Raw genomic sequence first — 23,846 nt, 5'->3', positions numbered from 1 at the left:
CCCTCTTGCGGCCCTCACTGGCTCCTATCAATCCCCGTCGAACTGCACCCGATTGGCTAGGATCACCGCCTGCGTGCGGCTGAACACATTCAGCTTCAACAGAATAGCCGAGACATGCGCCTTCACCGTGGTCATCGAAACCGACAGATCATGCGCGATCTGCTTGTTCAGCCGCCCATGCACCAGATGGTTGAGCACGATCTTCTGCTGCGGCGTCAGGCTTTCGATGCGCTCGCGGATCTGCTCGTTCTGTTCATTGGCGGGGTCGGTTTCCGCCACGGCATCGGGCATATAGATCTCGCCCGCCACCACGCGGTGCAGCGCGTCGAGAATGGCGCTGCGCTTCATCGATTTGGGGATGAAGCCTGCCGCGCCCGCCGCCAGCGCCTCGCGCACCACGGTCCGGTCGAAGGCGCCCGAAACCATCACCACCGGCAGCATCGGGAAGCGCTGACGCAGCAATTTCAACCCATCGAGCCGTTTGACATCGGGAATATGCAGATCGAGCAGGATCAGGTCGAAATTGTCCTGCTGCTCCAGCGTGGCCAGCGCCTCTTCCATGCTGGCCGCCTCGAAGATGTCGCAGCCGTCGAAGGTGACGGCGATCACGCTGCGCAAACCGTCGCGCACCAGCGGGTGATCGTCGACGATCAGCACTCGCTCCATCTGAGGCCCGCTGCTCTCCACTCTGCCGCTGTCCATGATCCCTGTTTTACCCCCGACACCATGATCCGTCACAATCGCGGGCGTGGCAAGCATCGCCGTGGGTGTTGGTGGCGGAAAGCTGCGCGCGCCGTCCCATGCCGATCCCTGTTGCCCCCGCCCCATCACGATCATCGCTGCCTCCCCTTGCATGCAGGAAGCGGTTGATCCCTTCACGGACCAACCGCTCCGGATTTGCCCTAAGCCTTGGGCATCTTGAACACCCAGAGCGAACCGCCCTGGTTGATATCCTTGAACGACTTGGCGACCTCGCCGCCCCACAGCGGCACGGCGCCGCCCCAGCCGGACATCACGGCGACATATTGCTCACCATCCTGCTCCCACGTCACGGGCGAGCCGACCACGCCCGAACCGGTCTGGAACTTCCACAATTCCTTGCCGGTCTTGGCGTCGAAGGCCTTGAGGAAGCCTTCAGGCGTGCCGGTGAAGACCAGATTGCCCGCCGTGGTCAGCACGCCGCCCCACAGCGGAGCCTTGTTCTTGTACTCCCACACGATCTTGCCGGTCTTGGGGTCCATGGCGCGCAGCGCGCCGATATGGTCCTCGGCGATGGGCTTGATGGTGAAGCCCGCGCCCAGATAGGCCGCGCCCTTCTTGTAGCTGATCGGCTCGTTCCAGATGTCCATGCCCCAGTCGTTGGAGGGGACATAGAACAGGCCCGTGCCCTGGTTGTAGGCCATCGGCATCCAGTTCTTGCCGCCCAGAAAGCTGGGTGAGGAGAAGACCGAGGGGCCCTTGGCCGCCGCTGCCGGATCGCCGGGGCGGCCGGCGGGGATGACGATGGGCTTGCCGTCCTTGGTGTAGCCTTCGGCCCAGGTCGTCTTCATCACGAAGCGGCTGGCGCTGATGAACTTGCCGTTGGTGCGGTCGAGCACGAAGAAATAGCCGTTGCGGTCGGCCTTGGCGCCCAGCTTCATCGGCTTGCCGTTGATGGTGGCGTCGAAGGGGATGAACTCGTTCACCCCGTCGAAGTCCCAGCCGTCATGCGGTGTGGTCTGGTAGTGCCACTTGATGACGCCTGTGTCGGGATCGATCGCCAGCGTCGAGGCGGTGTAGAGGTTGTCGCCCTTGCGCAGATGGCTGTTCCACGGCGCGGGGTTGCCGGTGCCGAAGTACAGCAGGTTGGTGTCGGGATCATAGGTGCCGCCCAGCCAGGTGGCGCCGCCGCCGGTCTTCCACTGGTCGCCCTCCCAGGTTGCGTTCAGCTTGCCGGTGATGCCATTGTCCTTGCCGCGCAAGGTGCCCATGTTGCCTTCGACCACCGGGCGGTGCCAGATCAGCTCGCCGGTGTTGACGTCACGCGCTTCCACCGCGCCCACGATGCCAAATTCGCCACCCGAATTGCCGGTGATGACCATGCCATGGACGATCAGCGGCGCGGCGGTGGCGCTGTAGCCGGCCTGATAATCGGCGATCTGCTTGTTCCACACCACCTTGCCGGTGTGGCGGTTGAGCGCCACCAGACGCGCGTCCAGCGTGGCGAAGATGATCTTGTCGCCATAGATGGCGGCGCCGCGGTTGACCACGTCGCAGCAGGGCATGATGCCGTCGGGCAGGCGGGCTTCATACTTCCACTTCTGGTCGCCGGTGCGCGCGTCGAAGGCGAAGATGCGCGAATAGGAGCCCGTCACATAGATCGTGCCGTCATAGACCAGCGGCTGCGATTCCTGACCGCGCTGCTTCTCGCCACCCAGCGAGGCGGCGAAGGCGGGTACCAGAGCGCGACATTGTCGGCGTTGATCTGCGTGAGCGGGCTGAAACGCTGGGCGCGCGGGCCCATGCCATAGGTCAGCACGTCGCCGGTGGAGTTGGCGTCGTCCATCAACTGGGCGTCGGTGGGGCCGGCTGCGGCCGGGGCGGGGTTCTGGGCCAGCAGGGGCGCGGCGGCGCCTCCCATCGTCAGCGCGAGCGTGATGGCGGCCATGCCTGCCATCGAACGCCTGAAACGTCCTTTCGTCATCCTCATCCTCCCTTATTTCGGACTTGCCGCGCCGCTTGTCCCGGTGCGTCGATCAGAAGACTATGACGTGGGCCGGTGCGAACAATTGGACCTTGGGTCGCGGCGGCACGGGCGAATCAGGCGGCCAGAGCGGGAGTCCAGGTGACGCCGTAGCGGGCGAAGATCGCCTTCAGCTCCCCGGATTTGACCATGCCATCCAGCAGCCCCTCGATGGTATCGCCCAGATTGCGGCTGTTCTCCTTCACCGCCATGCCGATGTCCCAGCCGGGCGAGGCAAAGCCGGGCAAAGGCATGCTGCGCAGCGCGATGTTTGCCGGTTTGGCGGCAGCCAGCGCGCTTTCCACCTGCGCCTTGCTGGCCAGCACGCCATCGGCCTTGCCCTGGGCCAGAGCGGCGGCGGCATCGAAGCCCATCGGGAAATGCACGACATCGCGCGCCAGCACCCCGCCGCCCGTGCCCGAGAGATAGGAATCGGGGATGGAGTCGATCTCCACCGCCAGCTTGCGGCCCTTGTATTGGGTGGGGGCGGCGTTGCAGTCGATCTCGCCCTTCATGCAGGCAAACTGGAAGCTCTCGCGGTAATAGGGGGCGACGATGGCCACCTGATCGACGCGGGCCGCAAAACCACGGTCGAAGGGCACATGCAGCATCACATCGGCGGGCTGAAAGCCCAGCAGACCCCCTTTCCACACGCCATTGCGCAGATCGGCCTCCATATCGTCGCCCGGCATCAGCTCGGCCAGATCGACATGGACGCCCAGCGCCTTGGCCAGAGCCGCGCCCAGATCGGCATCGATGCCGACCACCTTGCCGTCCTGCCGCCAGGACCACGGGCGGTTGTCCTTATAGACCGCCACCCGCAGCACGCCCAGAGCCTTGACCTTGGCCAGCGGCGCGGCCTGTGCCGCGGCCGGGCCCATGCCCAGCGCGGCGAAGGCCAGCGCCTGCATCACGAAGCTGCGCCGATCCTGCACCGGATCAGTCCTGATGCTTGGTTTCGAGCCAGGCGCGGATCGCCCAGCCGGCCTTCTGCCCCAGCACCTCGCCCATCGGCGGCATATAGACCTTGCCGTCATGGCTGGAGCCATGCTGGTAACGCTGGATGAACCATTCATCACCGCTGTCGCCCAGCTCCAGATAGCGCAGATCCGGCGCGATGCCGCCGCTTTCGGCCTCAAGGCCATGGCAGCGGGCGCAGTTCTGGCCATAGGCCGATTCGCCGATCTTGGCGGCGGTGGCATTGCCGCGATAGGGATTGTGCTGCAGCCAGGCCTCGCCGATGTCGGGCAGGGCGGAGGTGTCCACGGCCTGAGGGGTGACATTGCCATGCGCCATCAGCGATGAACCCACCGATGTGACGACGATAGCGGCGGCGGCCAGCGTGGCCATGCGACCAAGAATCTTCATCCTCTAACCTCGTTGATAGCGTGTTTTGTTGCGCACAAGTCTACGTTGCTGCGCGAGCCCGCCCATAGACCTTTGGTACAATCCCAAGCCTGCGCGCGGGCGCCTAGAAAGGCGGTCATGAGACGGATGATCACCCTGATGGCGGCGGCTTCGGCCTGCGTTTCCAGCGCCTGCCTGGCCGAGACGATCTATGTGTCGAACGAGCGCGGGGACAGCGTCAGCGTGATCGACAGCGCGACGCTCAAGCCTCTCGAGACATGGAAGATCGGCGCGCGGCCGCGCGGCATTGTCCTGTCGCGGGATGGCAGGTTTCTGTTCGTCTGCGTGGGCAATGACCATGCCGTGCAGATGATCGACCGGGCGACCGGCAAGGTGGTGGCCGACCTGCCCTCGGGCGAGGACCCCGAACAGCTCTTCCCCTCGCGCGATGGCAAGCTGCTCTTTGTGGCCAATGAGGACAATGCGGCGGTGACCGCGATCGATGTCGCCACCCGCAGTGTCGCTTTTCAGGTCCCGGTCGGCAAGGAGCCCGAGGGCGTGGCCCAGAGCCCGGATGGCCAGTCGCTGGTCGTCACCTCCGAGGACGACAATGTGGTGAGCTGGATCGACCTGCCCAGCCGCAAGGTCATTGCCACCACCGAGACCGAACTGCGCCCGCGCCATGTTGAATTCACCGCGGACGGCAAGCAGCTATGGATCGCGGCGGAGACCGGCGGCGTGGTGCAGATCGCCGACAGTGCCAGCCACGCGATCCTCGAGACGCTGCATTTCGCCCCGCCCGGCGTGAAGGACTATCAGGTGCTGCCCTGCGGCATCCGCTTCACCCCCGATGGCAGGACGGCGGTGGTGGCGCTGGGGCGGGCGAACATGGTCGCGCTGGTCGATGTGAGCAGCCGCAAGGTGCGCGCCTATGTGCCGGTGGGCAAGCGCGTGTGGCATCTGGCGATCAGCGCCGATGGCACCCGCGCCTACACCGCCAATGGCGTGTCGGACGATGTGACGGTGGTGGACCTTGGTACAGCCAAGCCGGTGGGCACGATTGCCGCTGGCGCAGGGCCATGGGGGGTGGCGATCGCGCCTTGAGAGCCCGTTTGGAAATCCGGCGTGGCCGGATTTTGCGGCACCAGCCTTCTCCCCCGCCCGGCCCCCCACAGGATACGGCCGATGGGGCGCCGGGCGGGGGAGGGCTGGCACCAAACAGCCTCCGAGCCTTTTCTGACCAAAAGGACGAGAACCTAAGTTCAATACCGGGCGAAAGCCTGCCGCGTCACTCTCCCCACAGGCCGGAAAACCGGTCGGGACATGGGAGGATGATATGAAAAAGCAGGTGATCCTGAGCGGCTGCGCTATGGCCTTGGCCTTGATGGCCGGGGCAACTCCGGCCATGGCAGGCTCCAACGCCGAGCTGCTCAAGCGACTGCATGAGAAAGGCATCCTGAGCGACGACGAATATCAGTCCCTGCTGGCGGGCGACAAGGCTGATACCGCCGCCGCCGCTCCGGTGGTTGCCGCCGCGCCAACCGCTCCCGCCGCCGCGCTGGATGACAAGCGCCTGATCCATATGACCGACAGCGGCGTGGGCATGGAGGTGGGCGGGGTGACCTTCAAGGTCTCCGGCCAGATCAATGGTTTCTACACCCATGACAAGGGTCAGACCCCCGGCGCCAACACGGCGGTCGTCGGCGGCGTGGTCGCGGCGGGCGGCAACACCAGCTCGATCCGCAACGGCCTGCTGCCCGGCTATCTGAAGTTCGACATCACCACCCATCAGGCGGGCTGGGACATTGGCGCGCATTTCGGCATGTATCCCGGCATCAACAGCGCCACCTATGCCATCGGCGGCGGCGCCAACAGCGGCGGCCAGAACACCGCGCTGCAGACCGCCGGCATCGACTTCCGCCAGACCTATATGACCGTGGGCCGCGCCGGCATCGGCGAGTTCAAGCTGGGCCGCGACATCGGCCTGTTCGGTTCGGAAGGCATCCTCAACGACATGACGCTGCTGGCGGTGGGCAGCACCGGGGGCAATGTGGCGCCGGCCAACACATCTTTGGGGCGCATCGGCGTGGGCTATATCTACACCGATTTCCAGCCGCAGATCACCTATACCTCGCCCAGAATTTCCGGCTTTACCGTCAGCGCGGGCGTGTTCGAGCCGCTGCAGTCGCTGACCGGGCCGGGCGAGACCAGCGCCTCGCCGGGGTTCCAGGGCAAGATCACCTATGATGCCAAGTTCAGCGACGTGACCCTGCGTGCATGGCTCTCGGGCATCACCCAGCGGCATAACCGGCTCGATGGCGTGAATTACACCGGGCAGGGCTTCGATACGGGCGCCAAGATCGGTTACGGCCCGCTGACGGTGACCGGCTATTACTACAAGGCGGCGGGCCTTGGCACCACGGCGCTCAACCTGTTCGACACCGATGCGACCGGCCATCGCCGTGACAGCGAGGGTTTCTATCTTCAGGGCATGGGGACCTTCGGGAAATTCTCGGCGGGCGTGAGCTATGGCGAGAGCAGCCTGTCCTACGCCAACAGCAGCGATGCGCTGGCCAATCCCACGCTGCTTAAAAAGAACAGCAGTTGGGTCGGGCAGGGTCGCTACAGCCTGACGAGCTGGGTGACGCTGATCACCGAATATGTCCACACCACTGCGCAGGCGCATAATGGCAACAAGGCGCAGGGCGACACGGTGGCGGCGGGCGCGATCCTGTTCTTCTAAAGACCAATACACCCGGAGTGAGCGGCGTTCTATTCCGTGATGGAACGCCGCTTTCTCTGCGCCGAACCCATAAAACAGAGAGTATGCCATGAACGACGAGCTGTACCCGGTCCCCGACACCTGGGCGCAAGAAGCGCTGTTCGATGCCGCCGCCCGCGCCGCCGCCCATGAGCGTTCTCTGGGCGATAGCGAGGCCTATTGGCTGGAGCAGGCCAGACGGCTCGACTGGATCAAGGCGCCGACCAAGGCCAGCCGCAGCAGCTTTGCCGAGGCGGATTTCGGCATCAAGTGGTTCGCCGACGGCACCCTCAACGTGTCGCACAACTGCCTCGACCGTCACCTCGCCGAACGCGGCGACCAGGTGGCGATCATCTGGGAAGGCGACGATCCCGCCGACCACCAGGAAATCACCTACCGCCAGCTCCACGAGCAGGTCTGCAAGTTCGCCAACGCCCTGCGCGGGCAGGACGTGCACCGCGGCGACGTAGTGACCATCTACATGCCGATGATCCCCGAGGCCGTGGTCGCCATGCTGGCCTGCGCCCGCATCGGCGCGATCCACTCGGTGGTCTTCGGCGGCTTCTCGCCCGAGGCCCTGGCCGGGCGCATCATCGATTGCAAGTCCAAGGTGGTGATCACCGCCGACGAAGGCGTGCGCGGCGGCAAGCGCACTCCGCTGAAGGCCAATGTCGACGACGCCCTGACCAACCCGGAAACCTCCAGCGTGCAGAAGATCATCGCTGTGCAAGCGCCACCGGCGGGGCGATCGCTAGTGGAACCAGCACCGCGACGTCTGGTACGATGAAGCCTGCTGCCAAGGTCGAGGCCGCACTGCCCCCACCGAAGCGATGGACGCCGAGGACCCGCTGTTCATCCTCTACACCTCCGGCTCCACCGGCAAGCCGAAGGGCGTGCTGCACACCACCGGCGGCTACCTGCTGTACGCGTCGCTGACCCACGAGCGGGTCTTCGACTACCGTCCGGGCGAAGTCTACTGGTGCACCGCCGACATCGGCTGGGTCACCGGCCACACCTACATCGTCTATGGCCCGCTGGCCAACGGCGCCACCACCCTGCTGTTCGAGGGCGTGCCGAACTACCCCGACGTGACCCGCGTGGCGAAAATCATCGACAAGCACAAGGTCAACATCCTCTACACCGCGCCGACCGCGATCCGCGCGATGATGGCCGAAGGCAAGGCGGCGATGGCCGGTGCCGACGGTTCCAGCCTGCGCCTGCTCGGCTCGGTGGGCGAGCCGATCAACCCGGAAGCCTGGCAGTGGTACTACGAGACCGTCGGCCAGGAGCGCTGCCCGATCGTCGACACCTGGTGGCAGACCGAGACCGGCGGCTGCCTGATGACCCCGCTGCCCGGCGCCACCGCGCTGAAGCCGGGCTCCGCGGCCAAGCCGTTCTTCGGCGTGGTGCCGGCGCTGGTGGACAACCTGGGCAACCTGATCGAGGGCGCCGCCGAGGGCAACCTGGTGATCCTCGACTCCTGGCCGGGCCAGGCGCGGACCCTGTTCGGCGACCACGACCGCTTCGTCGACACCTACTTCAAGACCTTCAAGGGCATGTACTTCACCGGCGACGGCGCCCGCCGCGACGAGGACGGCTACTACTGGATCACCGGGCGGGTCGACGACGTGCTCAACGTCTCCGGCCACCGCATGGGCACCGCCGAGGTGGAGAGCGCGATGGTCGCCCACCCGAAGGTCGCCGAGGCGGCGGTGGTCGGCATGCCGCACGACATCAAGGGGCAGGGCATCTATGTCTACGTCACCCTCAACTCCGGGGTCGAGCCGAGCGAGGCGCTGCGCCAGGAGCTGAAGCAATGGGTTCGCCGCGAGATCGGTCCGATCGCCACGCCGGATGTGATCCAGTGGGCGCCGGGACTGCCGAAGACCCGCTCCGGCAAGATCATGCGGCGCATCCTGCGCAAGATCGCCGCGGCCGAGGTCTCGCCTCAGGCGCTGGGTGACACCAGCACGCTGGCCGACCCCTCGGTGGTGGAGGATCTGGTCCGCACCCGTCTGGCGGCGGTGACGGCATGAACGGGGCGGCGCAGTGCTACAATCGTGGAGCCCGCTTGCTGCACTGGGCGATTGCGCTGCTGATCATCGCCAACATCCTGATCGGCATCGCCCATGCCTGGGTGAACAAGGACTGGCCCGTGATCCCGCTGCACAAGAGCATCGGCCTCACCGTGCTGGCGCTGACTGTGCTGCGCATCCTGTGGCGTGCCGGGCACCGCCCGCCGCCCTTGCCCGCGCAGATGCCCGGCTGGGAAAAGGGCGCGGCGCATGGGCTGCACGCGCTGTTTTACGTGTTGATGCTGGTGCTGCCCCTGACCGGCTGGGTGATGAGTTCGGCGGGCCAGTATCCGCTGCGCTGGTTCAACCTCTTCGCCGTGCCGAAATTCGCGGTGGCGAAAGGCGATGCTCTGGTGGAGTTTTCGCGCGGCTCGCATGGGGTGATGGGGCTGGTGTTCGGCGCGCTGATCATGCTCCATGTGGCGGCGGCCTTGCGGCATCAATTCGTTTTGAAGGATGGAGTTTTGGAAAGGATGACAGGGGTTTAAGGAAGGAAGATGCGAGGGGGTTACCCCCTCGCGCTCCCATAACGTCTTCCGACGACAGCGTAGTGGCGCCCGATCTTCGCGCTCCAACTCTCCACCTGCGCCACCTAAAGCGCCGCAGGCATCGAAATTCCTGCCTGCGGCGCGGCGAGCTTACTTTAACGCCGAACCCGATGCGCAACGTAGACATTAATGGGAGCGCGAGGGTGTAACACCCTCGCATTTCTCTCTTCTTCTTCTACCCATCCCGCCGATCGATCCGAGGCAGTAGCCGCCCCTCCAACCCCGGACAGAAATGCGAAACGCTGCGCTGCAGCTCGTACCGCCCGGCGGCCATCGCCATCAAGGGAGCGGGGATCGCCAGCTCTCCGGCTTCCACCATATCCAGCCCGCCGCGCACGGCATCGCTCAGTGCCGAATCCAGCCACGTAATCCAGTCCCGCGTCTGGGCGATAGCTTCGTGGCCCGAGGGATCGAAGGACCCATGCCCCGGCACGGCGCCCTTGTGCGGCAGCGCTTCCAGCACCGACAGGCTCTCGCGCCAGCGGGCGAGATCGGCGCTGGGCGTGGCGGGCGCGCGGCGGTGGAACAGCAGGTCTCCGCCGATCAGCGTGCCGGTCTGCTCATCCAGAATCGCCAGATCGGCGGCGCTATGGCCCGCCAAGGCCATCAGGCGCAGGGTGCGCCCTCCGAAGGCCTCATGATCGGTGCGGATCGGCAGGCCGGGCAGCGTCAGATCGGTGCCGCGCATCCAGTCGTCGAGGATGCGGTACATGGCGTCGGAAAAGCCTTGGCCGTTGTGCTCGATGTCCTCGATGGTGCCGGGCAGGGCGGCGACGATCTCGCGCGGGAAGGCGCCCAGACCCATGGCGTGATCGGGGTGGAGGTGCGTGATGTAGACGCGGATCACCTTGCGCCCGGTCAGTTGCTCGGCGACGGCCTTGAGCGCCTCGCCATAGCGCAGCGAGGGGCCGCTATCGACCAGCACCGTGCCTGCCGGGGTGGCGATGATGGTGATGTTGGCGATGGCGCCGCCATTGCCGCGCTGGATGGGCTCGTCGCTTCCGGCGATCATCCAGATGCCATCGGCGATGGCGACGGGGCTGATGGGATAGGCCAGAGCTGCTCCCATGGCGGCGGCGGGGATCGTGGCGGCCAACCCGCCCAGCACGGTACGTCGCGAGACGATCATGGCGCGGGCACCATAACGGACGCAATGTAGTCGCGGCCATTGGTGTCGCGGGCGGCGATCTCCAGCTTTGCGCCTGTGGCGGCCATGGGCATCAGGGTGAAGGCGGGGTCTTCCGACATCGAGGCCCAGATCTCCATTCTACCCAGCACCTTCCCCGCGTGGGAGATGCTCAGCGTTTCGATGTTGTAGGTCGGAATGTTGGCGACAAAGCCGGTGTCCATCGGGTGGCGGATGGTAAAGCGCAGGCGGGCCGCGCCGTTCTCGCCGGGCCATGCGCCGCCGTGGATTTCGCCCAGATGCTGCGCCCAGTCGCCGCGCACCCGGCTGGCGGGCGGGGCCGAGCAGCCGCCGCCCGCCGCATCGACCCAGGCGCCGCTCACCAGCCATGCGCCGTCCGCCAGTTGCACTGCGCCGCGCACAGGGGTGCGCTGGTCCAGCTTGATGCGGATGGCGAGGTAGGGCGCGGCGGAAAGCGGGCGGTAATCGGCGGCCAGCGGAATGGGGTTGAGATCGGCGAAGATCACCATGCGTTGCACATCACCCAGTCCGCGCGCATCGAGCGCCACGGGAAAGCGGTGCTGGTCCTCGGCGATCTGCGGCATGGAGAGTTTCAGCGCAGGCTCGAAGCGGACGGGATTGCCCTCGAAGAGCATGCGCGCATGGGCCTCCCACATGGGCGAGGCCAGCGGATCGGCTGGCGGTTGGGCCGGTGCTTGTCGCGTCATGTCCTTCTCCCAAAGTCCGTGGTTACAGGGGGCGCAGGCTTGCTACCATTGCACCTTGGGTCTGGAGGGCTGGCGATGCGGCGCAGGACGATCTTGGCGGGGGCGGGGTTGCTGGTGCCGGGCGTGGCGTGGGCGGTAGAGCCTTCAGACCCGCTGTTCGGCGCCGATGGCTATCGCATCAGCCATTATCGCGGGCCGGTGCCTGCCCCGCCCGAGGGTGTGGCGCGGATCTCGCCCGCGGCGATGGCCCGGATGGCGAGGCAGGCCCTGCTGATCGATGTGCTCCCGGCCGAGGGCGGGCATCGCGATGAGAGAGGCACATGGCATCTGGCCCGGCCGCGCCCCAGCATTCCGGGCGCTCACTGGTTTCCCGAGGCAGGGCGCGGCGTGCCGGAGCCGGCCATCGCCCGCTGGTTCGCGCGGGGTGTGGCGCGGCTGACCCGGGGCGACCGGCAGCGGATGATCGTCACCTTCTGCCTTGCCGATTGCTGGATGAGCTGGAATGCCGCGCGGCGGCTGCATGCGTTGGGCTACACCAATGTCCATTGGCTGGCCGAGGGCACCGATGGCTGGCGCGAGCTGGGGCTGCCTCTGGTCGATGCCGTGCCCGAGCCCGGCTGACGATTGGCTGCAAGGCCGGTGCATCGGCCCTTCAGGGCGATCATGCGACAGGCAGGGCGGGGGCATCCGTCCGGTCTCGTTCCAAAGACCAATTGTGAGCGGGCGCCCTTGCGGCGAAACCGGGGTTACGCTCCGCGCTCGACGCCGGAGGATAACGATAAAATTTCAGGAGAAATCTGATGTCCATGCGCCTTGCGCTTGCTTCCGTTACCTTGGGTCTCTCGCTGGCGGCCCTGCCGCTGACGGCTTCGGCCAAGGAGATCGTCGTGCATATGAAGAACACCGGCGCGGAAGGGGCGATGGTCTTCGAACCCTCTTTCGTGAAGGCCGCGCCCGGTGACGTGGTGCATTTCGAGCCCACCGATGCCGCGCATAATGCCGAAACCATCCCCAGCCTGCTGCCTGCCGGGGCCACGGCCTTCAAGGGGGTGATGGGCAAGGATGTCTCGGTGACGGTGAGCAAGCCGGGGCTCTATGGCGTGAAGTGCATGCCGCATTACACCATGGGCATGGTGGCGCTGATTCAGGTCGGCAAGGTGACCCCGGCCGAACTGGCCGCCGCCAAGGCCGTGAACCTGCCCCCCATGGCCAAGAAGCGCATGACACCGCTGCTCGACAAGGTGAAGTAAGCGACCGCTTCCGGACGGGAGACAAGGCCCCGCTCTGGCGCTCCTGTTGGGAGGACGCCGGGGCGGGGCTTTCTGCTTACACCGGGCGGAAGGGATAGGCGCTGGTCGAGCGGTGGTAGGAGCTGGGCTCGATGCTGCGGGTGATCGGCGGGATCGCGCGATCCGGGCAGTTGGAACGCTCGCACAGGCGGCAGCCGGGGCCGACGCTCGTAGCTTGCGCCGCGTCGAAGCCATCCGCCGCCGCCAGACGTGGGGCATGGCGTGCCTCGCATCCCAGCGTCAGGAGCAAGGGCCCGCCCTTGCGGCCATGGTCGGGGCCATCAAGCATGCGGGTCAGGGTGAAGAAGCGGCTCTGGTCGGGCATCTCGACCCATTGCGCGGCGCGCTGACCGGCGCGCGCTTCCTGAATCGCCCAGCGCGGACAGGCTTCCCCGGCCTGTGCCAGCGCGCCGCCCTCGCTGCCGGGAAAGCGCTTCGAGACATTGCCCGCCCGGTCGAGCCGCAGCAGAAAGAAGGGTACGCCCCGCGCGCCGGTCTGGTCGAGCGTGGTCAGCCGCTGGGCGGTCTGCTCCAGCGAGGTGCCGAACAGGCCCTGCAGCGTGTCGAGGTCATAGCGGTTGGCTTCGGCGGCGGCATGGAAGCGCTCATAGGGCATCAGCAGCGCGGCGGCGGCGTAATGGCCCAGCGCGATCTTGAGGATGCCGCGCGTTTCCCCATCGGGCGGCGCGGCGCGGGCGATGATTTCGTCGAAGGCCTCGGGCGCGGTGAGCATCGCGAGTTGATAGGCGATGGCGAAGGTGCGGCTGGGGCCGCTCATCCTTTCGGCCAGCATCAGCCGGCGGCGGTGGAAATCGTAATGCCGCAGCGCATCACCCAACACGGCGACGGGCATGATCCGCACCTCGATCCCCTGCGCCTCCAGTGCGGTGCGAATCGCCATGGCGCGCTTGGCGGGATCGGGGTCATTGTCGGGGCACAAGGCCTCCATCGCGCTTTCGATGGCGGGGAAGTGGTTGCGCCGCGCGGTGAGGAAGCGGCCCAGCCAGTCGACTGGGGCGGCGATTGCCCGGCTGGCGGCAAGCTGGTCGACCAGATTGGGGCCGCGCCGCAGATCGGTCAGCGCGGCATGGAAGCGCACCAGGGCCTCGGCCACGGCGGGGTAGTTTTCCGAAAGCTCCAGCACCTCATCCTTGGCGATGCCGATATCGCGCACCAGCGGATCGCTCAGCGTTTCCAGCAGGGTAACGCGATCCTCGGCATTGGCCGCGCCCGACACGAAGTCGCGAATGTCGATGTCATAGGTTTCGGCCAGGCGCAGCAGCATCTGGGCGGTGAGGGGGCGCTGGTTGCGCTCCAGATGGTTGAGGTAGGAGGGCGAAACCCCCAGTTCCTCAGCCATGCGTGTCTGGTTGATGCCCAATTCGCGGCGCAGCACCCGCAGGCGCGGGCCGAGGTAGAGCTTGCGATCGGGTGGGGTGCTGGCCATGCTGTGAATTTGTCACAATGTGACCATCGTGACAAGTCTTGTTGTGACACGTGGCCACCAATCGGCCTGTCGCGGGTTTCCCGCAACTGCGAAAGGGGTTTCACCAGAACACAGCTCAAGAGGATTCCATGACCTACCGCCAATCGATCACCGACGCCCGCCAGAGCATCGCCGGACAGGCTGCATGGAGCGGAGTCGAGTCGGAAACCGTGGCGCGCATGCGTCTGCAGAACCGTTTCAACAACGGGCTGGATATCGCTCGCTACACCGCGAAGATCATGCGGCAGGACATGGCCGCCTATGATGCCGATCCGGCGAACTACACCCAGTCGCTGGGCTGCTGGCACGGTTTCATCGGTCAGCAGAAGCTGATCAGCATCAAGAAGCATTTCGGCACGACCAAGGGCAAGTATCTGTACCTGTCGGGCTGGATGGTCGCCGCGCTGCGTTCCGATTTCGGCCCGCTGCCCGACCAGTCGATGCATGAGAAGACCAGCGTCCCCGCGCTGATCGAGGAGCTCTACACCTTCCTGCGCCAGGCCGATGCGCGCGAGCTGGGCATGCTGTTCCGCGATCTGGACAAGGCGCGCGGTGAAGGCAACGCCGCGAGAGAAGCCGAAATCCAGGTCCAGATCGACAACCACCAGACTCACGTCGTGCCGATCATCGCCGACATCGACGCCGGTTTCGGCAATGCCGAGGCGACCTATCTGCTGGCCAAGAAGATGATCGAGGCGGGGGCCTGCGCGCTCCAGATCGAGAATCAGGTCTCGGACGAAAAGCAGTGCGGCCATCAGGACGGCAAGGTGACGGTGCCGCATGAGGACTTCATCGCGAAGATCCGTGCCTGCCGTTACGCCTTCCTCGAACTGGGGGTGGACGATGGCATCATCGTGGCGCGCACCGACTCGCTGGGCGCGGGGTTGACCAAGCAGATCGCCTACAGCCGCGAGGCGGGCGATCTGGGCGATCTCTACAACGGTTTCCTCGATTGCGAGGAGGTCACCGACCTGAAGGCCCTGCGCGGCGACGTGCTGATCGAGCGTGACGGCAAGCTGGTGCGTCCCAAGCGCCTGCCCTCGAACCTCTATCAGTTCCGTACGGGGACGGGGGCGGATCGCTGCGTGCTCGATTGCATCACCTCGCTGCAGAACGGCGCAGACCTGCTGTGGATCGAGACCGAGAAGCCGCATATCGAGCAGATCGCCTCGATGGTGGACCGCATCCGCGAGGTGATCCCCAATGCCAAGCTGGTCTACAACAATTCGCCCAGCTTCAACTGGACGCTCAACTTCCGCCAGCAGGTGTTCGATGCCTGGCAGGAGGCGGGCAAGGATGTCTCGGCCTATGACCGCGCCGCGCTGATGAGTGTCGTCTATGACAGCACCGATCTGGCGCATGAGGCTGACGACCGCATCCGCACCTTCCAGAAGGACGCGGCGAAGCGCGCGGGCATCTTCCATCACCTGATCACCCTGCCGACCTATCACACCGCCGCCCTGTCCACCGACAATCTGGCGCGCGAATATTTCGGCGAGGCCGGGATGCTGGGCTACGTCGCCGGCGTGCAGCGCAAGGAAATCCGCGAGGGCATCGCCTGTGTGCGTCACCAGAATATGTCGGGCTCCGACATTGGCGACGATCACAAGGAAGCCTTTGCGGGCGAGGCCGCGCTGAAGGCCGGCGGCGTCCACAACACGATGAACCAGTTCGCCTGACGTTCAGGCGGAAACCCAGGAAAGGAGAAGTATCATGACCGTTCAGACCATTGAGCAGACCGCAGAACGCACCGAACCCACCCCGGCGCGCCCGATCTTCTCGACCGCCGACTTCAAACTGCTGCGCACCGCCGTGCTGGCTTACATCCATCAGGTGGAGGATACGCCGGAATCGCAGGCCTACAGCCATCTGTACCACCGTCTGGGCCGGCTGCGCTAAGGCGCTGTCAAGCTGGGCATATCGCCCGGTGACCTGAAAGACGCGGCATAACAAAAGGCTGGAGCGGTCGGTCCGATGATTTAGGATCGGCCGCTCCCGTCGCAAAGATGTGAGAGATGACCATGACAGGATATTCCAACCGCGCCGGCCTGTCGGTTGCCGAGCCGCTGGCCCGCTTCATCGAGGAGCAGGTGCTCCCCGGCACGGGGATCGAGCCGCAGCCTTTCTGGTACGGCGTGGCGGGCATTTTCGGCCGCTTCGCCCCGGAAAACGAGGCGCTGCTGATCAAGCGCGACAAGCTGCAGCAGCAGATCGACGCCTGGCACGAACAGCACCACGGCCAGACCATCGATGGCGAGACCTATCAGGCTTTCCTGCGCGAGATCGGCTATCTGGTGCCCGAGCCCGCGCCCTTCTCGGTCGATCCGCGGCATGTGGATGAGGAAGTCGCGCTGCGTTCGGGCCCGCAATTGGTGGTGCCCGCGCTCAATGCCCGCTTTGCGCTCAACGCCGCCAATGCGCGCTGGGGCAGCCTTTACGATGCGCTTTACGGCACCGATGCCATCCCCGGCACGCCGACCGGAGCTTCAGGAAAGGGGGGCTTCGATGCCGAGCGCGGCGCCGAGGTTATCGCCTATGCCAAGGCCTTCCTCGACAAGGTCGTGCCGCTGGCGCATGGCTCATGGGCGCAGTGGAAGGGCGGCGTGCTGCCGCTGGCCAATCCGGGGCAATGGGTGGCGCAGGATGCCAAGCGCATTCTGCTCTCCAACCACGGGCTGCATATCGAGATCGTGATCGATTCCACCCATCCCATCGGGCGCGACGACCCGGCGCATATCGCCGATGTCATTCTGGAATCGGCGCTGACCACCATCGTCGATCTGGAGGATTCCATCGCGGCGGTCGATGCTTCGGACAAGGTTGCGGCCTATGCCAACTGGCTGGGCCTGATGAAGGGCGATCTGGAGGAAAGCTTCGAGAAGGGCGGCCAGACCGTCACCCGCAGCCTGAATGCCGACCGCACCTATGCCGCGCCCGATGGCACCGACATCGTGCTGCCGGGCCGCAGCCTGATGTTTGTGCGCAATGTCGGCCATCTGATGAAGACCCCCGCCGTGAAGCTGGCCGATGGCCGCGACGCGCCCGAGGGCATTCTGGACGGCATCGTCACCAGCCTGATCGCCATGCACGATCTGCGCGGCAATGGCCGGTTCCGCAACAGCCGCGAGGGTTCGATCTACATCGTCAAACCCAAGATGCACGGGCCCGAGGAGGTCGATTTCTCCGACCGCCTGTTCGATGCCATCGAGGACACGCTGGGTCTGGCCCGCCACACGATCAAGATCGGCGTGATGGATGAGGAGCGCCGCACCTCGGCCAATCTGGCGGCCTGCATCCATGCGGTGCGCCACCGGGTGGTCTTCATCAACACCGGCTTCCTTGACCGCACGGGCGACGAGATCCACACCTCGATGCGTGCGGGCCCGATGCTGCGCAAGGCCGAGATGAAGGCGGCGGAATGGATCGCGGCTTACGAGGACCGTAATGTCCAGATCGGCCTTGCCTGTGGCCTCTCGGGCAAGGCGCAGATCGGCAAGGGCATGTGGGCCGCGCCCGACCGCATGGCCGATATGCTGGAGCAGAAGATCGCGCACCCCAGGGCGGGGGCCAGCACGGCATGGGTGCCGTCACCCACGGCGGCGACGCTGCATGCCACGCATTATCATCTGGTCCATGTCCCCGTGCGCCAGGCCGCGCGCAAGGCCGAGCCTGTGGTGCCGCTGGGCAAGCTGCTGAAGGTGCCGCTGGCCTCGGGCCACAACTGGTCGCCCGAGGAAATCCGCGAGGAGCTGGACAACAATGCTCAGGGCATTCTGGGCTATGTGGTGCGCTGGGTCGATCAGGGCATTGGCTGCTCCAAGGTGCCCGATATCCACGATGTCGGTCTGATGGAGGACCGCGCGACGCTGCGCATCTCCTCGCAGCATCTGGCCAACTGGATGCTGCATGGCGTGGCCAGCGCGGCGGAGGTCGAGCAGGCGCTGCATCGCATGGCAGCCAAGGTCGACGGGCAGAATGCGGGCGATCCGGCCTATCATCCGATGCAGGGGCATGAAGCGACGAGCAAGGCCTTTCTGGCCGCGCGCGCTCTGGTGTTCGAGGGTGTCAAGCAACCCAACGGCTACACCGAGCCCCTGCTTCACGCCTGGCGTGCCGAAGCGAAAGTCGGTTAGCGCCAGCGTGAAGGGTTATGGGCGGGGCATGTCTGGCATGCCCCGCCCATGATCATTTTTAGCGCTTCAGCACGGCGCGGAAGGGCTGATCGTCGCCATCGGCATCCTTCGCGGGGGGCAGCTTCAGCAGATCCCGCAGCAGCGGCGCCACATCCACATTGTCGAAAGCAGGCAGCTTGCCCGCCGCGCGAAACGCCGGACCGTTGGCGATGAACAGCGCGGCCATCTCGGGCGCGGCATTGTCATAGCCGTGGTTGCCACCCTTCACCTTGTGCGGCGGTTTGTCGAAGACCAGCCAGCCCACATCGGCCAGACAGAGCCAGGGCTCGACGCGCGGGTTGGTGCCATAGCGGAAGCGCGCCGGGATCTTCGCCTTGGGCCAGCATTGCAGATGGTCGTGCGGCTTGGCCAGCGCCGCTTCCAGCGCCGCCTCATGGCCGGGCACCGGGGCGATGGCGGCAAAGGTGCCGTCCTCCACCAGCGTGAAGTCGGCGGGATCGGCGATATCCTTCAGCCAGACCACCCGCTCGGGCGCGGTGGCGGCCATGCCGTGATCGGCCACGATCACCAGATTGGCCTTCTGCCCCAGCGCCGCCAGCCCGGCGACCAGCTCGCCGATGCTGCGGTCGACCTCCTGCATGGCGGTGCGCGTTTCGGGCGCATCGGGCCCGAAATCATGCCCCGCCGAATCGACCTGATCGAAATAGAGCGTGACAAGGCGCGGGCGGATCGCGGCGGGGCGGCGCATCCAGTCCAGCACGGTGTTGATCCGCTGGGGGCCGGTGACCGCCTTGTTGTATTCCAGCCAGTCCTCGGGGCGCGTGCCGCCGGTGACCTTCTTGTCCTCCCTGGTGCCGCCCCAGGCGACATTCGATCCCGGCCAGAAGACGGTGGCGCTGCGCAGCCCGGCCAGTTCGGCATCGCGCCAGATCGGCGCGGCCTGATTCCACCAGAAGGGATCGTCGCTTTTCATGTCGAAGGTTTCGTCGGGCCGGGCCGGATCCTTCATCTTGTTGCCGACGATGCCGTTGTGATCGGGCACAAGGCCCGTCACCAGAGTCCAGTGATTGGGAAAGGTGACGGAGGGAAAGGAAGGCCGCATCGCCGCATGCACGCCGCCCGCCGCCAGACGCGAGAGCACCGGCGTCTCGCCGCGATCGAGATAGTCGGCGCGGAAGCCGTCGATCGAGATCAGGATGGTGACCGGCGCGCGTGCCTTGTCGGGCGTGGCGGCAGGGGCGCTGACCGGGCGCGACATGGCGCTGGTGGCGGCAAGGGGGAGGGCGAGGCAGGCCGCCACGGCGGCAAGAGGGGGAAGAAAACGCATGCCAGCTCCTCTAGGGCGGTTGCATGACATTTCAACGCGCTGGCGATAAGACGAAAGTGCCGCAGCCTGGGGAAGAGAGTGTGACAGACAGCGATCCCGCCCCTGATCCCGCCCCGCATGCACGGCCCTCGATGGGTGAGAGACTGCTTTTCGCGATCCCTTCGGCGCTGATCTATGGGGTGATCCTCTATCTGATGCTGTGGCAGGGCACCGATACGATGCTGCCCTTTATCGCCGGGCTGATCTTCATGCCGATGGCCATCGCGGGCACCGCCAGCGTTCTGGCCGATCCGCGCGGCGAGGGGCGGCTGTGGCGCCATATCAAGATCGGCTGGATCTGCATCGGCCTGTTCACCCTCCTCTCCTTCGCGGTGTTGCACGAGGGCGGCATCTGCGCGGTGATGGCGGCGCCCTTCTTCTGCGGTGCATCGGCGCTGGGGTCATGGCTGTCGTTCCTGTGCCTGCGCAAGCTGCGCTCACGCTCGGCGGTGTCCTGCGTGATCGCGCTGCCGCTGCTGGGGCTGCCCGGCATGCCCGATGCGCCCGCGCCCCCGCTCGAGGGACAGGTGCGGAGCGTGGTGGAGATCGCCGCGCCGCCCAGCGCCGTCTGGGCCAACACCGTGGCAATCGCCGATATCCGGCCCGAGGAGCGGATCTGGACCTTCAGCCATAATGTGGTCGGCGTGCCGCGCCCCATCGACGCCAGGCTGGCGGGGCAGGGCGTGGGCGCGGTGCGCCATCTGCGCTGGACGCGCGGCGTGACCTTCGAGGAGGTGGTGACCGGCTGGCAGCAGGACCGTGCGCTGGCCTGGACCTTCCGCTTCGGCCCCGGCGCGATCCCCCAGGCGGTGGAGGGGCATGTGAAGGTGGACAGCCCCTATCTCAAGCTGACCGGCGGGGACTATCGCCTCTCGCCCCTGCCCGGCGGGCGCACCCGGCTGGTGCTGACGACGCATTACCGCATCGCCACGCCGATCAACGCCTATTGCGACCTGTGGGGGCATATCTTCCTGGAGGATTTCCACGGCGCGGTGCTGCATGTCATCAAGGCGCGATCCGAGGCGGCGGCTTTGACCGCAGGAAATGGGGTGTCGTGATGGCATTCCGCGCGGCATAAGGGCGGCAAAGGCAGTCAGAAAGGCAGCGACCCATGGGCGAGAAGAAAAGCGGGCGGATTCGCATCGGCATCGGCGGCTGGACCTATGAACCGTGGCGCGGCACCTTCTACCCGCAGGGGCTGGCCCAGAAGCGCGAGCTTGAATTTGCCAGCCGTCAGCTCAGCTCGATCGAGGTCAACGGCACCTATTACGGATCGCAAAAGCCCGAGAGCTTCGCCAAATGGCACGATGAAACGCCCGATGATTTCGTCTTTTCGCTGAAGGCACCGCGCTTCGCCACCAACCGCAAGGTGCTGGCCGAGGCAGGCGCCAGCATCGAGCGCTTCTTCACCAGCGGGCTGATGGAGCTGAAGGACAAGCTGGGCCCGATCAACTGGCAGTTCATGGGCACGAAAAAATTCGATCCCGATGATTTCGCGGCCTTTCTGAAATTGCTGCCCGCCTCGCATGAAGGGCGGGCGCTGCGTCATGCGGTGGAATTGCGGCATGACAGTTTCTGCCACCCCGATTGCATCGCCCTGCTGCGCGAGCATGGTGTGGCCCCCATCGTGGCGGGCGATGCCGACTGGCCCCAGATCGCCGATCTGACCGCGCCTTTCGTCTATGCGCGGATTATGGGCACGGTGGAGGAGGAGCCGCTGGGCTACAGCGCGCAGGCGCTCGACCAATGGGCGCAGCGTGCCCGTGACTGGGCGGCGGGGCATGCGCCGGACGGGCTGACGCTGGCCGAGCCCCATCGAGCCGCAGCGACGCCGCGCGATGTCTATCTCTATGTCATCAGCGGGCACAAGGTCCGCAACCCGCAGGCCGCCATGGCGCTGATCGATCGGGTCAAATGAGGTGTTCCGGCCATGGGCAGATCCCATGGCCGGAACAACAATTCAGAACCCCAGCTTGATCGTGCCGAAGAAGGCGCGCGGCGCGCCCACCATCAGCGTCTGGCTGTCACCGCTGTTGGTGAAGCCGTTGGTGCCGATGGTCGAGACGTAATGCGCGTTCATCAGATTGGTGATGTTGAGCTGCAGCTCCACCGGCTTGGCGGTGTAGGCATTCTTCCAGCGATAGCCCACCGTGGCATCGACCAGCGCGCGCGCGCCGACCATGGCATCGTTGAGATAGGTGTAATAGCGCTTCGACATATAGTCGACGCTCACCTTGCCGAAGAAGACCGTGTCGTCATAGTTCAGCTCGGCGCGGGCCATGTTGCGCGGGGCATCGACCACGGTCTTGCCCCTGGTTGCCACCACCGTGCCATCGGCCTGCACCACATTGTTGCGATAGGTGCTGTCGTTGTAGGAATAGGAGACCGTGGCGCCAAAGCCATGGCCCAGATTGGCGTTGAGCAGCGCCTCGATCCCCGCCGAGCGGACGCCGCCCACATTCTGCAGGATGGTCGGGCTGCCCACGATGCCCGCGCCCGAGGTGACGCCCAGCAGGCGGTTGTGAAAGTTCACCCAATAGGCGCCCAGCGTGCCGTGGAACATGCCGTCGCCATAGCGATAGCCGACCTCATAGGTGTCCGAGCTTTGCGGCTTGAGGCTCGACTGGATGGCGGCGAAACCGGCCTGGGTGGTCGAGAAGGGGCCGGTGGTCCCCGCCGCGACAAAGGCCTGGGTCGACTGGCTGAAGCTGCCGAAAGCCTCGCCATGCGCGCCGATCTTGTAGGCGGCGCCGACGCTGGGCTGGAACCAGTCGGTGCTGGTGATGCGGCCGCCCGCCAGCGTGCCGGGCACCACGGCATTGGCGCGCTCGATCACCTGGAAGCCCTTCCAGCCGCCGTTCAGCGTCAGGTCGCCCAGCTTGAAGGTGTCCTGCACGTAATACTGCATCGTATCCGTGCCGTAATTGTACTGCCACTGCGTGAAGAAGGGGTTGCTCGGCATGTCGAGCAGGCCATAGCCGGGCACGGTGTCGCTGGCCGTGTTGTAATAGCGGCGGGCCTGGCGGAAGGTGTTGTTTTCATACCAGCCGCCCACGACCAGCGTGTTGTTGCCCGTCTGCGCCTTCACATCGCCGAACACCCCCGCGCGGCGGATGCCATATTCGGTGGTGCGGATCGAGATCGCCGAACCGTTGGCGCTGGGCACATAGGGCGTGTACCAGAGGCCCGCGCCGTCGTTCTGGTGGTAGTAACCCTTGGCCTCGGCGGTGATCTGGCTGCTCAGCTTCGACTTGATGCCGACATAGCCCAGATAGTCCTTACGCAGGCCACCGGCGTTGTAATAGGCATCGTCCACCGTCTGGAAGGGGGCGGGCAGGGCCGTGCCGTTCTGATAGGCGCGCGCCACCGCGACGGCCTGGGCGTAATTGCCCGAATTGTTGTCCCAATTGTAACCCAGGCGCTGGATCATCCCCAGCGACATGTCCTGATAGTCGTTTTCCTTGCGGTCCGAATAGCTGAAATAGCCGGTGACGTCGGTGCCGCTGTTGACGGGCACCACCAGCTTGGCATTGACCATCTGCTGCTTCTGGACGCCCACGCCCTTCCACTTGTCGCCATCGGAATAGGTGTAGGACACATAGCCGCGCGGGCCATTGGCCACGCCCATGTTGACCCGGATAAAGCCGCGACGGCTCTCGAAGCTGCCCAGCGTGCCCGAGGCATCGACCGCGAAATGGTCGACCGGATCGGCGGAGTTGTAGTCGATGGTGCCGCCCAGATTGTTGGTCGACTGGCTGTCCAGAGCGCCCGCGCCCTGCACCACCTGCACCGTGCCGATGTTCTCGGTGGCGATGGCGCGGCTGATGTGCAGGCCGTTGTCATTGCCATAGCTGGCATCGCCCAGCGGCACGCCATCCAGATTGAAGCCCAGCGCGTTCTGGTTGAAGCCACGGATCGAGATACGCTCGGCCCATTCATAGGCGCCGAAGGGGTCGGCCGACTGGAAGTTGACGCTGGGCAGGTTCTCGATCGCCTTGAACGGGCTGGAGCCGGGAGCCAGCAGCGCCAGATCATGCGCGGTGACGGTCTGCGTCTGGCGGGTGTCGCCCTTGCCGACCACGACGATGGCCCGGCCCGTGTCAGCTTCGGCGTCCGCATCGGCATCGGCGGCGGGAGCGGCGGCAGGCGTGGCATCGGGCGCCACAGCGGCCAGGGCGCAGGCGGGCGTCAGAGCAGCACAGGTGGCGAGCAGAAAGGCGGACAGACGCATGGGAAGCTCCAGTGAACTGCGATGTGCAGGCTCT

General features: G+C 65.8%; 18 protein-coding genes and 2 pseudogenes. 11 read left to right on the top strand and 9 right to left on the bottom strand.

What is annotated here, in order from left to right; genetic code table 11:
• Positions 1-27 precede the first annotated feature (27 nt).
• From ABDW49_RS18395 to pedF, 4 genes and pseudogenes are all read right to left on the bottom strand, one after another.
• On the bottom strand, positions 28-702 hold the full coding sequence (locus tag ABDW49_RS18395; RefSeq protein WP_245653818.1) for a response regulator transcription factor: 675 nt from the start codon (positions 700-702) through the stop codon (positions 28-30).
• A 200-nt stretch (positions 703-902) separates the two neighbouring features.
• Positions 903-2,683, bottom strand: a pseudogene (locus ABDW49_RS18390) (methanol/ethanol family PQQ-dependent dehydrogenase).
• A 116-nt stretch (positions 2,684-2,799) separates the two neighbouring features.
• A complete protein-coding gene (locus ABDW49_RS18385; RefSeq protein WP_343613735.1) occupies positions 2,800-3,657 on the bottom strand; it encodes a transporter substrate-binding domain-containing protein in 858 nt (285 codons plus the stop codon).
• A gap of 4 nt (positions 3,658-3,661) precedes the next feature.
• A complete protein-coding gene (pedF, locus tag ABDW49_RS18380) occupies positions 3,662-4,090 on the bottom strand; it encodes a cytochrome c-550 PedF (RefSeq protein ID WP_343613733.1) in 429 nt (142 codons plus the stop codon).
• 117 nt (positions 4,091-4,207) lie between these two features.
• Between pedF and ABDW49_RS18375 the strand changes: the two genes are divergently transcribed.
• The 4 genes and pseudogenes from ABDW49_RS18375 (at position 4,208) to ABDW49_RS18360 (ending at position 9,393) form a co-directional block, all read left to right on the top strand.
• Entirely contained in the window at positions 4,208-5,173 is a 966-nt protein-coding gene (locus tag ABDW49_RS18375; RefSeq protein ID WP_343613732.1) for a PQQ-dependent catabolism-associated beta-propeller protein, read from the top strand.
• Between the two features lie 232 nt (positions 5,174-5,405).
• A complete protein-coding gene (locus ABDW49_RS18370) occupies positions 5,406-6,812 on the top strand; it encodes a porin (RefSeq protein WP_343613731.1) in 1,407 nt (468 codons plus the stop codon).
• A gap of 88 nt (positions 6,813-6,900) precedes the next feature.
• Positions 6,901-8,866 (top strand): annotated as a pseudogene (gene acs, locus ABDW49_RS18365) (acetate--CoA ligase).
• Positions 8,863-9,393 (top strand): cytochrome b, encoded by a 531-nt coding sequence (locus ABDW49_RS18360; protein WP_343613730.1) that lies wholly within the window; start codon positions 8,863-8,865, stop codon positions 9,391-9,393. Before acs ends, ABDW49_RS18360 begins: the two are co-directional and overlap by 4 nt.
• Positions 9,394-9,628: 235 nt before the next feature.
• On the opposite strand, the gene ABDW49_RS18355 is transcribed toward ABDW49_RS18360, so the two are convergent.
• Complete coding sequence (locus tag ABDW49_RS18355; RefSeq protein ID WP_343613729.1) at positions 9,629-10,582, bottom strand: quinoprotein relay system zinc metallohydrolase 1; 954 nt, start codon at positions 10,580-10,582, stop codon at positions 9,629-9,631.
• Positions 10,579-11,307, bottom strand: a complete 729-nt coding sequence (locus ABDW49_RS18350) for a quinoprotein dehydrogenase-associated SoxYZ-like carrier (protein WP_343613727.1) — start codon at positions 11,305-11,307, stop codon at positions 10,579-10,581. Before ABDW49_RS18350 ends, ABDW49_RS18355 begins: the two co-directional genes overlap by 4 nt.
• Before the next feature lie 75 nt (positions 11,308-11,382).
• Between ABDW49_RS18350 and ABDW49_RS18345 the strand changes: the two genes are divergently transcribed.
• The gene (locus tag ABDW49_RS18345) at positions 11,383-11,928 is read left to right on the top strand and encodes a rhodanese-like domain-containing protein (RefSeq protein ID WP_343613725.1); all 546 of its coding nucleotides are present in this window, start codon (positions 11,383-11,385) and stop codon (positions 11,926-11,928) included.
• Between the two features lie 179 nt (positions 11,929-12,107).
• Positions 12,108-12,557: a pseudoazurin gene (locus ABDW49_RS18340; RefSeq protein ID WP_343613723.1), complete on the top strand. Its 450-nt coding sequence runs from the start codon at positions 12,108-12,110 to the stop codon at positions 12,555-12,557.
• 76 nt (positions 12,558-12,633) lie between these two features.
• Here the strand turns inward: ABDW49_RS18340 and ABDW49_RS18335 are convergent, their stop codons facing one another.
• Positions 12,634-14,043 (bottom strand): short-chain fatty acyl-CoA regulator family protein, encoded by a 1,410-nt coding sequence (locus ABDW49_RS18335; RefSeq protein ID WP_343613721.1) that lies wholly within the window; start codon positions 14,041-14,043, stop codon positions 12,634-12,636.
• A gap of 128 nt (positions 14,044-14,171) precedes the next feature.
• Here ABDW49_RS18335 and ABDW49_RS18330 point away from each other — a divergent pair, with 128 nt between their 5' ends.
• From ABDW49_RS18330 to ABDW49_RS18320, 3 genes are all read left to right on the top strand, one after another.
• Complete coding sequence (locus ABDW49_RS18330) at positions 14,172-15,761, top strand: isocitrate lyase (protein WP_343613719.1); 1,590 nt, start codon at positions 14,172-14,174, stop codon at positions 15,759-15,761.
• 34 nt (positions 15,762-15,795) lie between these two features.
• Complete coding sequence (locus ABDW49_RS18325; protein ID WP_343613717.1) at positions 15,796-15,981, top strand: hypothetical protein; 186 nt, start codon at positions 15,796-15,798, stop codon at positions 15,979-15,981.
• Positions 15,982-16,103: 122 nt separating this feature from the next.
• The gene (locus tag ABDW49_RS18320; protein WP_343614381.1) at positions 16,104-18,215 is read left to right on the top strand and encodes a malate synthase G; all 2,112 of its coding nucleotides are present in this window, start codon (positions 16,104-16,106) and stop codon (positions 18,213-18,215) included.
• A gap of 58 nt (positions 18,216-18,273) precedes the next feature.
• Here the strand turns inward: ABDW49_RS18320 and ABDW49_RS18315 are convergent, their stop codons facing one another.
• Positions 18,274-19,542 carry an ectonucleotide pyrophosphatase/phosphodiesterase gene (locus ABDW49_RS18315; protein WP_343613716.1) on the bottom strand — a complete coding sequence of 423 codons (1,269 nt, stop codon included), beginning with the start codon at positions 19,540-19,542 and terminating at the stop codon, positions 18,274-18,276.
• Between the two features lie 80 nt (positions 19,543-19,622).
• Between ABDW49_RS18315 and ABDW49_RS18310 the strand changes: the two genes are divergently transcribed.
• Together ABDW49_RS18310 and ABDW49_RS18305 are read left to right on the top strand one after the other, a co-directional pair.
• Positions 19,623-20,639 (top strand): hypothetical protein, encoded by a 1,017-nt coding sequence (locus ABDW49_RS18310; protein WP_343613715.1) that lies wholly within the window; start codon positions 19,623-19,625, stop codon positions 20,637-20,639.
• 53 nt (positions 20,640-20,692) lie between these two features.
• Complete coding sequence (locus ABDW49_RS18305) at positions 20,693-21,499, top strand: DUF72 domain-containing protein (protein ID WP_343613714.1); 807 nt, start codon at positions 20,693-20,695, stop codon at positions 21,497-21,499.
• Between the two features lie 42 nt (positions 21,500-21,541).
• Here the strand turns inward: ABDW49_RS18305 and ABDW49_RS18300 are convergent, their stop codons facing one another.
• Entirely contained in the window at positions 21,542-23,812 is a 2,271-nt protein-coding gene (locus ABDW49_RS18300; protein WP_343613712.1) for a TonB-dependent receptor, read from the bottom strand.
• Positions 23,813-23,846: the final 34 nt, after the last annotated feature.

Source organism: Novosphingobium sp. (assembly GCF_039595395.1).
In the GTDB taxonomy this organism is placed as follows: Bacteria; Pseudomonadota; Alphaproteobacteria; order Sphingomonadales; family Sphingomonadaceae; genus Novosphingobium.
This window is presented reverse-complemented; position numbering and strand designations above follow the sequence as displayed.